At 69.3% G+C, this 13,639-nt stretch carries 12 protein-coding genes and 1 pseudogene; 7 read left to right on the forward strand and 6 right to left on the reverse strand.

Annotation, left to right across the window (positions count from 1 at the left end):
- Positions 1-33 precede the first annotated feature (33 nt).
- The gene (locus tag ACIGEZ_RS32240; protein WP_399838310.1) at positions 34-1,161 is read right to left on the reverse strand and encodes an NADH:flavin oxidoreductase; all 1,128 of its coding nucleotides are present in this window, start codon (positions 1,159-1,161) and stop codon (positions 34-36) included.
- A gap of 118 nt (positions 1,162-1,279) precedes the next feature.
- Between ACIGEZ_RS32240 and ACIGEZ_RS32245 the strand changes: the two genes are divergently transcribed.
- The 3 genes from ACIGEZ_RS32245 to ACIGEZ_RS32255 all read left to right on the forward strand — a co-directional run bounded on the left by ACIGEZ_RS32245 (position 1,280) and on the right by ACIGEZ_RS32255 (position 2,935).
- Positions 1,280-1,726, forward strand: a complete 447-nt coding sequence (locus tag ACIGEZ_RS32245) for a MarR family winged helix-turn-helix transcriptional regulator (protein ID WP_399838312.1) — start codon at positions 1,280-1,282, stop codon at positions 1,724-1,726.
- A gap of 496 nt (positions 1,727-2,222) precedes the next feature.
- A complete protein-coding gene (locus ACIGEZ_RS32250; RefSeq protein WP_399838315.1) occupies positions 2,223-2,714 on the forward strand; it encodes a DUF2975 domain-containing protein in 492 nt (163 codons plus the stop codon).
- Complete coding sequence (locus ACIGEZ_RS32255) at positions 2,714-2,935, forward strand: helix-turn-helix domain-containing protein (protein WP_399838317.1); 222 nt, start codon at positions 2,714-2,716, stop codon at positions 2,933-2,935. The genes ACIGEZ_RS32250 and ACIGEZ_RS32255 overlap by 1 nt, the downstream gene beginning before the upstream one ends.
- A 169-nt stretch (positions 2,936-3,104) precedes the next feature.
- On the opposite strand, the gene ACIGEZ_RS32260 is transcribed toward ACIGEZ_RS32255, so the two are convergent.
- Positions 3,105-4,229 carry a DUF5954 family protein gene (locus ACIGEZ_RS32260; RefSeq protein WP_399838321.1) on the reverse strand — a complete coding sequence of 375 codons (1,125 nt, stop codon included), beginning with the start codon at positions 4,227-4,229 and terminating at the stop codon, positions 3,105-3,107.
- Between the two features lie 109 nt (positions 4,230-4,338).
- Complete coding sequence (locus ACIGEZ_RS32265) at positions 4,339-4,875, reverse strand: hypothetical protein (protein WP_399838323.1); 537 nt, start codon at positions 4,873-4,875, stop codon at positions 4,339-4,341.
- A 926-nt stretch (positions 4,876-5,801) separates the two neighbouring features.
- On the opposite strand from ACIGEZ_RS32265, the gene ACIGEZ_RS32270 reads away from it, so the two are divergent.
- Positions 5,802-6,866 carry a glycosyltransferase gene (locus ACIGEZ_RS32270; RefSeq protein ID WP_399838326.1) on the forward strand — a complete coding sequence of 355 codons (1,065 nt, stop codon included), beginning with the start codon at positions 5,802-5,804 and terminating at the stop codon, positions 6,864-6,866.
- 617 nt (positions 6,867-7,483) lie between these two features.
- Here ACIGEZ_RS32270 and ACIGEZ_RS32275 read toward each other — a convergent pair.
- Entirely contained in the window at positions 7,484-8,542 is a 1,059-nt protein-coding gene (locus ACIGEZ_RS32275; protein ID WP_399838328.1) for a phosphotransferase family protein, read from the reverse strand.
- A 993-nt stretch (positions 8,543-9,535) separates the two neighbouring features.
- Positions 9,536-10,450 (reverse strand): YncE family protein, encoded by a 915-nt coding sequence (locus tag ACIGEZ_RS32280; protein ID WP_399838331.1) that lies wholly within the window; start codon positions 10,448-10,450, stop codon positions 9,536-9,538.
- Between the two features lie 611 nt (positions 10,451-11,061).
- Between ACIGEZ_RS32280 and ACIGEZ_RS32285 the strand changes: the two genes are divergently transcribed.
- From ACIGEZ_RS32285 to ACIGEZ_RS32295, 3 genes and pseudogenes are all read left to right on the forward strand, one after another.
- Positions 11,062-11,529, forward strand: coding sequence for a hypothetical protein (locus ACIGEZ_RS32285; RefSeq protein ID WP_399838334.1), 468 nt, complete (start codon positions 11,062-11,064; stop codon positions 11,527-11,529).
- Positions 11,516-11,755, forward strand: a pseudogene (locus ACIGEZ_RS32290) (transposase); the annotation flags it as partial. The gene ACIGEZ_RS32285 and the pseudogene ACIGEZ_RS32290, both read left to right, overlap by 14 nt.
- 414 nt (positions 11,756-12,169) lie before the next feature.
- Positions 12,170-12,541 carry a hypothetical protein gene (locus tag ACIGEZ_RS32295; RefSeq protein WP_399838406.1) on the forward strand — a complete coding sequence of 124 codons (372 nt, stop codon included), beginning with the start codon at positions 12,170-12,172 and terminating at the stop codon, positions 12,539-12,541.
- A 136-nt stretch (positions 12,542-12,677) separates the two neighbouring features.
- On the opposite strand, the gene ACIGEZ_RS32300 is transcribed toward ACIGEZ_RS32295, so the two are convergent.
- On the reverse strand, positions 12,678-13,283 hold the full coding sequence (locus ACIGEZ_RS32300) for a YrhB domain-containing protein (protein ID WP_399838337.1): 606 nt from the start codon (positions 13,281-13,283) through the stop codon (positions 12,678-12,680).
- Positions 13,284-13,639 lie beyond the last annotated feature (356 nt).

Here is a 13,639-nt window from a genome sequence, read left to right on the forward strand (position 1 = left end):
CAGCCGGACCCCAACCGAAACGGCCAGGTCAGCTCAGCTCAGCGTCTTCACCGCAGCCGCGTCGTACGGCTTCAGCTCGTCGGTCCGGCCCGCGAGGACCTTCGCCGCCCACTCCGGGTCCTGGAGCAGCGCACGGCCGACGGCGACCATGTCGAACTCGTCGCGCTCCAGGCGGTCGAGGAGGTCGTCGATGCCCTGCACCGGCGAGCCTTCGCCCGCGAGCGCGTGGATGAAGTCGCCGTCGAGGCCGACCGAGCCGACGGTGATCGTGGGCCTGCCGGTGAGCTTCTTGGTCCAGCCCGCCAGGTTCAGGTCCGAGCCGTCGAACTCGGGGATCCAGTGGCGGCGGGTGGAGGCGTGGAACGCGTCGACGCCGGCCGCGGCCAGCGGGGTCAGGATCGCCTCCAGCTCCTCCGGGGTCTCGGCGAGCCGCGCGTCGTAGGCGTCCTGCTTCCACTGCGAGTAGCGGAAGATCACCGGGAAGTCGGGTGAGACGCTCGCGCGGACCGCGGCCACGATCTCGGCCGCGAACTTCGTACGGGCCACCGGGTCGCCGCCGTACGCGTCGGTACGGCGGTTCGTACCCGCCCACAGGAACTGGTCGAGGAGGTAGCCGTGGGCGCCGTGCAGTTCGATGCCGTCGAAGCCGATGCGCTCGGCGGCTGCGGCGGCCTCGGCGAACGCGCCGATGACGTCGTCCAGGTCGCTCTGGGTCATCGCCTTGCCAGTGCCCTCGGTGCCGTCGGGGCGGATGCCGGAGGGGCCCATGGCCGGGGCTTCGGCATAGGGCGCCTGGCCCTGCTTGCGCACCATGCCGATGTGCCACAGCTGCGGCACGATGGTGCCGCCCGCAGCGTGCACGTCCTCGGCGACCTTTGCCCACCCCGCCAGCTGCTCCTCACCGTGGAACCGCGGCACACGGTCGCTCTGTCCCGCCGACTCGTGGCCGACGTAGGTGCCCTCGGTGACGATCAGGCCCACGCCGGCGGCGGCGCGGCGGGCGTAGTACGACCGCACGTCCTCGCCGGGAACGCCGCCGGGGGAGAACATACGCGTCATCGGCGCCATCGCGATGCGGTTCGGGACGGTCAGGCCGTTCAGGGCGACGGGCCGGGACAGGATCTCGGCCGCGCGGGAGGTGGGGGACGCGGTGTCGGTCACGGGGGCGCTCCTCATTGCTTTTACTTGTCAACCTTGATGCTTGAGAACTTCATGCAATGGGAGGAAGTTAGAGGTAGTTATTTGAGATAGTCAAGTTTTTCGCGATAGACTCGCTCCCATGACAGAAGCTCCGCGTGCAGCAGCGCCCGTCGACACGGCCCAGCTCATGGAGCTGCTCTCGGTGTCGCTCGGCGTCTACTACGGCGACTTCACCGTCGCGGCGGCGAGTGAGAACCTCACGGCGAGCCAGGGCAAGGCGCTGACCGTCTTGCGCCGGGGGCCGGCCGCGATGCGAGCCCTGGCCGAGACCATGACCTGCGACGCGTCCAACATGACCGGGATCATCGACCGCCTGGAGAAGCGCGGCCTCGTACGCCGCGAAGCCGACGCGTCCGACCGGCGCGTCAAGAACGTCATCCTCACCGCTGAGGGTGAGCGCGTCACCGACGCGATCCGCGCGAAGATGCGCACCACGCAGGAGGGCCTGGACGGACTCGGCGACGAGGACCGGGACTCCCTTTACGCCCTGCTGGACCGGGTCTTCGTGTCCCGGCCCCCTGCCTGACCGGGTGACCCGCGACGGTCACCGGCCCCGCTGGGCAAGCGCCACGAAGTCGTTCGCGCCCGTGAGTCGGCGTGACGGAGTGGCTGGGGCCAGGCGGAAGGATCCACTTCCCGTCAGCAGGTCGACGAGGGTCCCCTTGGTCACCTGGGCCACTTTCCATCGCCCCCCGGCGAGCGGCCCCGGCCGAAGACCGGCAGGGGCTGCCCTGCCTGTGATCGCTACGCGGATGCCGCCTCTCGGCGTCCCGTCGCCGTCGGTGGGGCGGCGGCTCCGTTCAGGCGGCACGCACGGCTGGCGTATCGGTACGTCGGAGGGCGCCGCCGGGTTGAAGGCGATGCGCGCTCGCCCTTGGGTGACAAGCCCTCGCTCCTGACCGGCAAAGCGGGGCTCGGCGCTGGCCGGAGGGCCGCCGCCCAGCCTCCGACCTACCCAGTCCCCTTGCCTCACCTATCGAGATTCGATAGATTCCCATCGTAGCTCGATGGAAGGATGGGTCATGGGGAAGCTGACAGTGGGCGCGCTGCGCGCCGTGCTCGTGGTGGTGCTCACCGGCGCCGCGTTCGTACAGGCATTGATGGTGTGGGCGCTGGTCAGCGGGAATGACCCGGAGGACGGGTCGCTCCCGCTGACCCCGCTGCGCGTGATCACGATCCTGGGCATCGGGACGGCCCAGGTCGCCCTGGTCTGTGTATGGCGACTGGTGACGATGGTGCGACGGGGAACCGTGTTCTCCCCCGCCGCCTTCCGGTACGTGGACGTCATCATCGGCGCGATCGTTGCGGCCGCTCTCGTGTGGTTCGCGGTCACGGCCCTGAATGCCCCCGGCCAGCGGGAGGACCCGGGCGTCACCCTCATCATGGGCGGGATCGGCGTAGCCATCCTCGGAGTCGCGCTCATCGTGCTCGTGCTGCGGATGCTGCTCGCCCAAGCCGTCGCCCGCGACGTCGAAGCGGCGCAGATGCAGGCCGAGTTGGACGAGGTGATCTGATGCCGATCGCCGTCGACATCGACGTGATGCTGGCCAGGCGGAAGATGTCCGTGGGCGACCTCGCAGACCGCGTAGGGATCACGCCCGCCAACCTGGCGGTACTCAAGAACGGCCGCGCCAAGGCGGTGCGCTTCGCGACGCTCGCCGCGCTCTGCGAGGTGCTCGAGTGCCAGCCAGGCGACCTGCTTCGGTGGGAGGCCGAGGACACCGCGGGTGCATGAACCGACCCTGCTGGAGCGTCTGACCGAGGTACCCGACCCTCGCGATCCATGCGGCGTACGGCACACGTGCTCTGGACGTCATGCTGCCGCTGACCGCGTGCGCGGAGCTGGCCGGAGCGGCCTCCCTGCCGGCGGTGGGTGAGTGGATCACCGACGCCCCCCGTCCGTCCTAGAGGGACTCGGCACACGGCTCGGTTTCGTCGTCTGTGGGTTCGTCGAAGTGGACGGTGCCGTCCTCGTCGAGGCGGGGGTGGAGGGGCTGGGGAGCGTGGGTGTTGATGTCGGACGGGCGAGGGCCTTCCGGTCCGTCGGGGCCCCAGCGCAACACGCGCCGGGCACGGGCGATCCGGGAAACGGTGCCGTGGACCTCGATCTCGTTGACCCGGCCGGCGCGGAGCCGGTCCGCAGCCGCGGCGAACGCCGCGAGCTCCGCGACGGCCGGACTGGTGTTCTCGGCGACGACGGTGCGTGCGTCGACGTCCGGCGCGGCGTCGTAGGGGATCAGGCCGCGTGTACGTGGTTGCATCCAGGTCAGTGAGAAGGCCAAGGTCCGGCGTGCGTCGTGGGCGGTGGCCTGCAGGCGGCTGCCCGGCGACCAAGGCCCGGCACCGGACCGCTCGACGATGAGAAACGCCGCCGGCATGAGCATCACGTCAGGGTGGGACTCCAGAGCCCGCGCGGAGTCGCGCACTACCGGGTCGGGGAACCTGCTTCCGGAATAGGCCAGGGAGCGCAAGGCCAGCCGCTCTGCCGCCTGGAGCGGGGTAAGGGGGGCGTCCGGGTCCAGGACGAGGCCGTCGTCGACTCTCGGGCTGCGGGCGCCGGAGCCGGGGCTCCAGTCGGGGGTGAGGGGTTCGGGGTCGGTGGGCCGCGGCGTCTCGATGTCGCCGTGCGCGTCGACGGCCGCGTACTCCTCGGCCCGCACCACGCGGTAGCGGGTGTCGAGCACGGTGAGCTCGTCGACGCACTCGCCCTCCAGCCGGGCGACCGCCGCCAGCAGCGCACGCCGCTCCTCCCTGCTCTTCGCCTCGTCCTTCGCCCGGAACCAGAGCAGGGAGTTCAGTGCGTCTCGTGCCTGCTGGGGACAGCCGTGGGTGACCTCGACGACCACCCGCCACCGCAGCCCGTCGTCCTCGCCCTGCGAGGCCACCCCGAACAGCGGACCCCGTACCGCCACAGCGATGTGGCGCGCCGCCGCATCGACGGCATCGGCCTCCATCGCGGCCTCGACCGGCTCTACCGGAACCCTCACCACCACCGGCCAGTCGCCCGGCCCCGTACCTTCTTCGCTCATGCCGCCATCTTGGCGGCAGCCGTGCGTCCGCATCGCGGTTTCACCGGATCGCCCCTGCGGAGCCACCCTCCGGGGCCGGAGACGACGAGGTCGTCTTCACCGCGCGTCGTCACAGCTTCGGGGCGGAGGGCAGGGTGGTCCGGCAACCGGCCTTCGCCGCCGCGCGCACGGCCGCCTCGCGGGCCAAAGCAGGCAGCACCCCCGGCTCGCCGCGTGTCGCGGCTTCGAACTCGGTGCCGGCGGTCACCCGCAGCGCGGTCACTCCGGCCGATCGGGCCGGATCGGCGCACTTCGCGGTCACCGTGACTGACCGGGCAGTGAAGTCGAAGCGGCTCTCGCCCGGTTCGGCGTCCTTGGACGCGACCACCCACAGCGAGAAGAAGTCGTCCATCCGGTCCTCGCCCTCGAAGGTCACCTGCCGGCTGAGCAGGCACACGCGGTCCCCCGGGGACTCGGCTTCCACCTTCCTCCCGCCGCCGGCGAAGCGCAGCAATGCGCCCGGGTCCACAAGCCCCTCGCAGGCCTCGGTGATCGCCGCCCGGCTCTGCGAGCGGCTGCTGAACCGGTCGTACAGGAACCAGCCGCTCACCGCCGCGGCGGCCAGCACGACCACCAGCCCGGCCGTACCGATCCGTGTGACCCTCAACCCGGCCATCCCTACCCCGCCCCCCCGTCAGCGTCCCGCCGCCGTCGCCGGTACGGGCTTCCTTCCGGGAAGGGACGATCCCCCGCCCGGGAACGGTTCCTGGCGGAGGCTCGCAGAACACCTGGGGAAACCGGCTGCGAACGGCCCCTGGGCCGAGCTGAGAAAGCAGACCTGGGAAATGGCACGCCGGCACGAGACCGACCCCGCGCGCCCGAGACCAGCGGAGATACTGGGGCTGAGGCCTTCCTCCACGGCCATGCCCGGCTCTTCGCGGCCATCGCCGCCATCGACACGACGAACGACGGCCACGACGACCAGCTCCACGACGAAGCCGAGGTCGAAGCCCGATGACCGTGATGGACGCCGCCCTGCGGGAGTCACTCAAGGCCCTGCGATCACCGTCAGGCGATCAACGGGATCCTGCACCGGGTGCGGACCGGGGTGCGGCCCCAGAACGACGGGTCAGGGCCCGATCAGCCGGGGGCGTGACACCCACGCCGACTGCAGCGCTCGACGCACTACCGCCGACCATGCACGAGCTCGTCGACGCGGATTGAGCTACCCCGGACGACGGCGAGAGCACACATTGTCCCATCCCGGCGTTCCAGGTCTCGCGTGTCAGCGCTGTTCAGAGACCGTTCTCGCGTTCCAGCGTCCCGTACTGACCGCCGCGCATGGCGCCCCGGGCGATCCGTTCCGCAGACTCAGGCCGTCCCGGCGGCCACCGTGCGGTCGGCCGCACAGCTACCTTCTGCGTCACTGAGAGGCCTGGCACAACTGTGATTCTCCGGATAGCGCTCACCGCTGAACCGATTCCCTCACACGTCTCCGCATTGGATTACGTCATCCGCCCGGCCCGCGGCCAGGGACACCGCGTCGTGCTCTACGGCCCCCAGATGTTCCGGCGGGCAGCTCTGCGGCGAGGGATGGAGTTCCACAGAGCTGGAACGAGCTGGACCTGTGATCCCGCTGTCCAGCGGGCCGCGAGCGAGACGTGGACGCGGTCCGGCAATGCCTCCTTCAACCGGTACGTCTTCGCCCACCTCTGGCCGCAGATGGCCGAGACCAAGGCCGAACACCTGCTCGCCGCGTGGACGCGGAAGCGCCCCGACTTGGTGATCGCGGAATGCAGCGACCTCGGCGCGCACCTGGCGGCCCGCATCCTGGATCTGCCGCTGGTCGCGGCGGACAACGGTCTGGGGCCGGTGCTCCTCGACCTCTGGGACACCGATGTCGCACCCGCGCTGGCTCCGCTCTACAAGCAGTACGAGCAGGCACCGCCGACTCTTCCGCCCATGCTCACCCCCGCCCCGGTCCCGTGGTTCTACGGCACTTTCCCGTCCGGCATGCGCACGGTCCCACGTACGCTCGCGGAACACCGGACCGCCGGCGTCCCGGCCGGAACGGGCCGCTCTTTGTCCGGCCGCCCACTCGTCTACGTGAGCCTCGGCACCCTGACCACCGCGATGCCCGGCCTGCGTACCGTGGTCGAGGGCCTGTACGGGGAGATCCTGGCAGCCCTGTCGGGCATCGACTGCGAAGTGACCGTGTCAGCCGGTGCCCTGGCGGAACGCTTACGGAACGCGCACCCCCGCGTCACAGTTGCCGAGCACGTCCCGCAGCCGGCACTCCTGCGCCGAGCCGATCTGTTCGTGACGCACGGAGGCAGGGCCTCCCTCCTGGACGCAGTCCAGGGGGCAACCCCGGTTCTGGCCATGGGCGTTCTCGCCGACCAGCCCTACAACGCTGCGGCGTTCGCGCGCCGTGGTCTCGGCCGGTCCCTGGGCCTGTCGGCGACGCGACACGAGATCGCCGAGGGCCTGACGGACGTCCTCGGCAGTCCGCGCTATCGCACGGCGATGACCGCCGCAGGTGAGGAGCTGTCACGGCTGCCGCCGTTCGACCTCGTGGAGCTGTGGAATTCGGTACGACTCTCGGATCACAACGACGTCCCTCGCGCGCCCGAAACCCCGGTGAACCCGTACGAGTAGCCGCACCGTCGACAGTGCCCCTGCGCGAACTGGACGACTCGGTCCGTCGCACGCACAGGGTCACACGGGCCGCCCGCTGTCCCGCACCACCACGCTTCACTCCGCCAGATGCGGCACGACGCTACTGAACAAACCCGACCAGGCAGCGCGGTGGCCACCCGCTACGACAAGCTCGCAGGTCGCTACGCAGCGACCGTCCTCATAGCGGCCACCGACGAGTGGCTCTGATCAGCACGCGTCGCTAGAGCTCGCAATCCTGGGCCAGTTCGGTCCAGCGCATGTTGTGAAGCGCAAGGCCAGCACCCCCGCCTGACCAGGCACACGGGACGGGCGGGAACCAGACCAAGGTGCACGCGGAGCACTGGAGCACCGGTTAGAGCGCGGGAGCGACAGCCGCCAAGCGGAGGACACCGATGCAAGCCACGGAAGGCAGCACCTCAACAGGGCCGAAGGTGCTGGCGGTCTGGTCTGGGTACTCCCGGAGGGGCGGAACAGATGGGCCGGCGCAGGTCGAGGACTCCGCAGCTCGGTGAGCTCGATCGAACGACAAGATGGGAGGACCACGTGACTCGGCTACGTATCGGCACCTTATGCGCGTGATCCATTTCCTGGACTCCCTAGTACCAAGGGCGGGAGTCATGCGTGGGGAGCGGACGCAGCGTCGACCAGCGTTCGAGCAGGCGCTCGGCCAAGGAGGAGCTGAGGCGGCCGACGGCGTGCAGGTGATCGTGGTCGCGGGTCATGTCGGCGACCACGCCCAGGCGGTGGACAAGCCGCTCACGGGCGGAGACGTAGCCCCACTCGAAGTCCTCGGTGGGCACCCGGGCGAGCTGGTCGACCGTCCCGCGGTGGGCTCGTTCGACGAGCGCGTCGCCCTGGATCAGCCAGCCTGCACACGCGTCGGCGAGGTCACCCGGCACGTCCTTCCCCGTGAGGCCGCGCCAGGTGGTCCGGTAGACGTCCTCGACCTCCGCGAGCGGGGCCGCGGTGACCGACATGGCACACCAGCAGGTGGGGAAACCGATTCGGAAGTAGGCGAGTTCGATCAGGCCGTTGCCGAGCGAGGCCCGCTCGAAGTCGACGAAGCGGACGCCGTCGGCGGTGCGCAGATCATTACCGGGGCAGGGGTCGCCGTGCAGCAGCGCATGGTGCGGGGTGGGGTCCAACCGCTCCAGGAGACCGGCGAGTTCCTCGGGAACCGCGGACGGTACGGGCACGTCGAGCGCCCTGGCCAGGGTGAGGAAGGACTCCGCGTCGGCGGCCGTGGGCCCTGACCAGACCGGTAGCGCCCCCGCGTCGGCGGGCCCGGTCAGGGCGTGCAGCCGGGCGAGCGACTCGGCGTACCCCGGCATCCAGTCGTCCGTCTTGCCGAGGTCGTCCAAGTACTCGAGGACCATCACCCGCGAGGGCAGGTCCGTGGCGAGCAATGCAGGAGCCACGGCGGGCCCCGAGCCCCGCCCGGCCAGGCGCAGCCCGGCGACCTCCCGCGCGAAGCGCGTGCTCGCGTCGGCGCCGGTGTCCCCGCTGTCGGTGATCTGCTTGACGATCACCAGCCGTCGGTCGGCCAGCTGCACCCGCCACACCCGTGACCGTGGACTGCTGTCCAGGAGTTTGGCCTGCTTAGGGGTGCCCACGGTGGAGAGCAGCGCCTCATTGAACGGAACATGGCTCGGCATGCCGACGAGCCTAGCCTTGGCTTCGCACGCGCGAGCGAGCACCCTGGCCCCGCCGAAGGCCTGAGCGCGACAGGTCGAGTGTTGGTGCCCGGGCAGCGGCCGGTGCCGGCTGTGTCGTCGTCGTGTCCGGGGCCGCGTACAGCGACGTGTCCGGCGTCGCGGCAGGCGGTGGGGGAGCCTGGTGTTCCGTCAGGTCGATTGCTTGCTGAGGGCCCGCATGTCGGTGTCGGCTCGCCCGGCACGTTGAGGATGGCGGGCGGTGTCATGTTCTTCACCGCCGCCGAGAAGGTGCCCGTCGCCTCACCGGTGCGGATCCGGCCCCGACGGAAGGCCGTGGCCCCGGCTCGTACCTACACCTTGATCCGGTCCTCACCGGCCTGTTCGGGGTCCATGATGTCGGACTTGGCGAAGGTGGACAACGTTCTCGGACTCGATGATGAGGATGTTGCCCGGAATGATTCTGCCGTCTCGGGTATGGCGCTCGTAGGGCACGGTGGCGCCGTATTTCGACGGCTCGTTCCGCCAGAGAACCGAGATCGTTGTGATGGCCTTTGATGAGATTCTCGGTCATGTCTCAGCGTGAATCCGGGCCTGCCTCCGCGCCAACGGTGGGCTGTTGCTGTGGTGTTGCGTGACACAAGCGGCATCCGGCGCGGCGGTGGCACGTCATGGAATCGGCCTGCATCCGGCAGGGTGGAGCGCCGGTGACGGGCAACCGGGAGTCGAATTCCTCGTACGCGCCATCACACCATGCTCCACGGCGCGAACCCCGCACTAACCCCCGGCACCGAGAAGAGATAGGTCAGTGGGGTATCCGCCGTCACATCCCCCTCACGGGAACCACGCCCCTGCCTGCGGGCTCGGATGCCACCGCCGGGCAGTGAAAGGGCCGTGGCCCACCTCGCCGGCTGTCGCCGACACGCACCGCTGCTACGCACGCAAGGCCGATGACGTCCTTGCGTTCACCGACATCGCCTGCGCCCTCGTCTGCTCCTAACTCCCGGCGAGGTCGATCGCCGATACGGTGTTGTCGCCGCTGTTGGCGACATAGACGCGACCGCTGTGGGGCTCGAAGGCCAGGCCCTGGGGCCGGGCGCCCACCGGGATGGTGGCGCTGACGGTGTGGGACGTGGCATCGATCACGCTCACCGTGCCGCCGGATTGGGTGACGTAGGCGTTGCCTTGGGAGTCGACCGTCACATCGTTGGGTCCTGGTGCGACGGTGATGTCGGATACGCCGCCGGTGGCGATATCGATTACGGACACGGTGGAGAAGCCTGAATCGGCGACATAGGCACGACGCCTTGGGGCGTCCACCGTGATGCCGGCGGGGTGCTGCCCTACCGGGATGGTCGCCAGGACCCCGTGGGTTCCGGGGTCGATCACCGACACCTTGTTCAGACCGGGTTGCGTGACGTAGACGCGGTGACTTGCCGGATCGACCGCTACGCCGAGGGGACCGGGAACATCGATGAAGTCGTGGAAGGGGGGAGGCTCGTTGCCGATGTGGATGATCGCCACCCTGTTGCTGCCGCGGTGGGTCACGTAGGCGCGACTGAGAAGGTGATCGACCGCCACCCTCATCGTGCCGGGCGGCGGGTTGAAGGGGCCTTCGACGCCGACGGTGGCGACGACGGCATTGAATCTGTCGACCAGTGACACGGTGCTGTTGCCGGCGTTGGCCACACAGAAGCCGAATTGAGGATCGGTTGCCACGCCCTCCGGGTGCAAGCCGACGGTGATGGTGGCGCTCACGGTGTTGGTCGAGGAATTGATGACCGACACGGTGTTGGCGCCGCTGTTGGTGACGAAGACGTGGTCGTGGACATCCACCGCCACACCGGCTGGCTTCGGTCCCACCGGGATAGCGGCTACGACACGCAGCTGTTCCGTGTTGGATGTGTTCATTACTGCATGACCTTCGTGATCGAGTGACCCGCGGGAAGGGCGCCGTGGTCGGCCGGTCTGCCGGGAGGCGTCGCTTTCGGAGGTTTCGGTAGCGGGCGGTGGCACGTCCCGTGTTGCCCCCGGCCAGCCGCGGGCCGGGTCGGCTGCGTGCTGGGCTGCGGGCTGGAAAGCGCAGCGGGCCACGGGACACGCCGCCCTGCCGCCGTCGGGTTGCGCTGCGGCGGCGTACCACGCAAGGGGACGCCGGGGCGGCAGAGGGGAGTTTCGCCCGCCCGCGCGCCCACGCCTGTCGCAGACCCCGAACCGCACCATCCGCGGTGCCGGTGACCTGCATCGGACTCTGCTTCAAGTATGGGCGCCAGGCTTGCGCCCTGCGACTCGGATCGCCGCAGCGAGGTCCCGGCTCCCACGGCCGGAGCGGGTACCGGAAGGGGATCGTGATCGGTGAATGACCACGGTGCACGGCCCGGTGGCTTTGTTCACGACTCTCGGTTCTGGCACGACTTCCGTGAAGCGGCCACGCTGAGTGACGGCTGAGCTTCTCCGGGCAGTAGGCGAAGTCGCCCGAAAATGAGCCGTGGTCAGGGCGGTTGGGATGACAGTTCGGGGCAGTGGAAGAGATCGTGCTCCGGTTGAACGAGCTGTTGTTCCCGTCGATCGCGGACGTTGCGGTGCTGTCGGTGGACGTGAGCATCGCGATAGTGCGGGTCGACGTGGAATCCACTGCGAGCGGTGCCGCTTGCCAGGCGTTCGGGATCTGGTCGAACCGGGTTCATGGCTCCTACCTGCGGTTTCCCGCTGATGTGCCCAGCGCAGGACTAAGCGTTGTTCTTCAGCTGAGGGTCCGCCGGTTCACCTGCGGGAACTCGGGATGTACCCGCCGTACCTTCGCCGAGCAGATACCCGGCCTGACCCGTCGGCACGGTCAGCGGACCGAGCGGCTGCGCGCGACGCTGGCTGCGGTCGGTCTCGCCCTGGCTGGCCGGGCCGGCGCTCGTCTGACGCGCTCGGGGTCTGTGTCAGCCGGAGCACCGTTCTGCGCCTGGTCGACGCCCTTCCCGGCGTGTGGTCGGCGTTGACGAGTACGCCACCCGCAAGGGGCGCCACTACGGCACCGTTCTTGTCGACGTCGAGGCCCGCCGCCCTGTCGACCTGCTGCCCGACCGGGAGGCATCGAGCCTGGCGGCATGGCTCGCCGATCGGCCCGGCATCGAGGTCGTATGCCGGGACCGGGCACCGTTCTTCGCCGAGGGCGCCACCGCCGGTGCACCGCAGGCCGTCCAGGTCGCGGACCGGTGGCATCTCTGGCACAACCTCAGCGAGGCCGCTGAGCGGAGCGTCGCCCAGCACCGTCGCCGCCTCCGCACTCTGGTCCCCACGGTCCCCGAACCCGCCCCCGGTCCCGGTCCCGAACCCGAGGCTGTGCCGGCGGCGGACTCGTCCGGTTCTCCTTGGCCACGCGGGCACCGATCCGCCGATCGGACCCGGCATGCCGCCGTCCACGCACTGCTGACGGCGGGACACAGCAAGGCGCTCGGTCCAGCGTCAGCTCGGGAGGACCTACCGCACCGTCAAGCAGCTCGCCGACGCCACGACGCCGGAAGAGCTGTTTACCGGTCAGTGGCAGAACCGGCCCTCCGTCCTCGACGACTACAAGCTCTCTCTGGACGACCGCTGGAGCGAGGCTGCACCAACGCCTGGAAGCAGTGGGAGGAGATCGTGCCACTCGGCTACAAGGGCAGCTACCAGCGCGTTCGCGCCTACCTACACGATAAGCGGCGCACCTCACCGCAGCCGGTGACCGCTCGGCCGCCCTCGCCCCGGACCGTCGCCGGATGGATCCTCCGCCGTCCGGACACCCTCACCGAGACCGAGCAACTTCAGCTCAAGGCCGTTCGGATGCACTGCTCCGAACTCGACGCCCTCACCGGGCACGTCCGCTCCTTCGCAACCATGCTCACCGAGCGCCAGGGCGAGCGGCTGCCCGACTGGCTCGACGCCGTCCGGCAGGACGACCTGCCCAGCCTCCACACCCTCTCGCCGCCAGCGTCGACCGCGACCGCGACCGCGACGCCGTCATCGCCGGCTTGACCCTGCCCTGGAGCTCGGGCGTCGTCGAAGGCCATGTCAACCGGATCAAATGCTCAAGCGCCAGGTGTTTGGCCGTGTTGGCTTCTCGCTGCTGCGTAAGCGAGTTCTCCTCGCTTCGTGAGGGACGCTGCTGCTGTCAGAGACCTCGACGATTCTCGGCTCTACGGATGGTCACCACGGACAAAAACGGGTCGGTAGGTGGCACCAGCTCCCTGGAGGAGACCTCTACGAGGTGCGCCGGAGCATCGCCGTGTTGCAAGGCGGTCACGTACTCGATGATCTGAGCGTGGGAGAGCACTGGCACTTTTTGGCGAAGGGTGTGCATGGCATGAACCCTTCCACGAGCGCCTGCCACCGCCCGGACCTCATCGTGCAGATCGTCCACTGCGGTCCGCGTGACCTGCCTTCGAATGCGGACTCGGTAGTCGGCCTCCCACGCGTCCGTTACTGCGGAGACGACACCGATCTGGTGCAGGCTTCCGTCGACGCGGTCAACAAGGTACGGCCCATTCCCGGCCAGCGCGAAGCCCGGGTTTCGGGTGCGCAGATACTCCTCAGATGTCCATGAAACGATCCATACCAGCTCATGCTGCTCTACATGTGACACAGCCATGCGTATCGGCTCAAGCCCGAGCGACAGCTCTCGCTGGTAGTCGCGTTCCAGCTCTTCCTCAACGATCTGAACCGCGGCGTCTCGTTCAATGACTTTGGCAGCATCTCGTACTGCCTGGATGGCTACCACCAAGTTTCCTGCTCGCTTCACGTCTTGGCAGACCACAGCGGACGCACGTGAACGGCACCAACAGGCGCTGCTGATTCCCCGAGCGATGGGGTACCCGACGATTACTTACGGTGACCCGTCACAGAAGTTGAGCCAGAACCCGATCTCGTGAACAGCGCCAGTATGAGGAGATCCCACGGACGAACCGTGGGCGGTGCGCGAGCCGCGGTTGCCATAAGGGGACGAGGCGGCGCGTCGCTCGCATGACCCGGCGGGCGGCAGCCGGTCGACAGCACACGGCTACGGATCCCGACAGGGGCACTCCCCGGCGGGAGGCCACCGGCCAGCGGATCCTCACCGCTCCACGGCATGGCCGC

This window comes from Streptomyces sp. NPDC085481, assembly GCF_044541845.1.
In the GTDB taxonomy this organism is placed as follows: domain Bacteria; phylum Actinomycetota; class Actinomycetes; order Streptomycetales; family Streptomycetaceae; genus Streptomyces.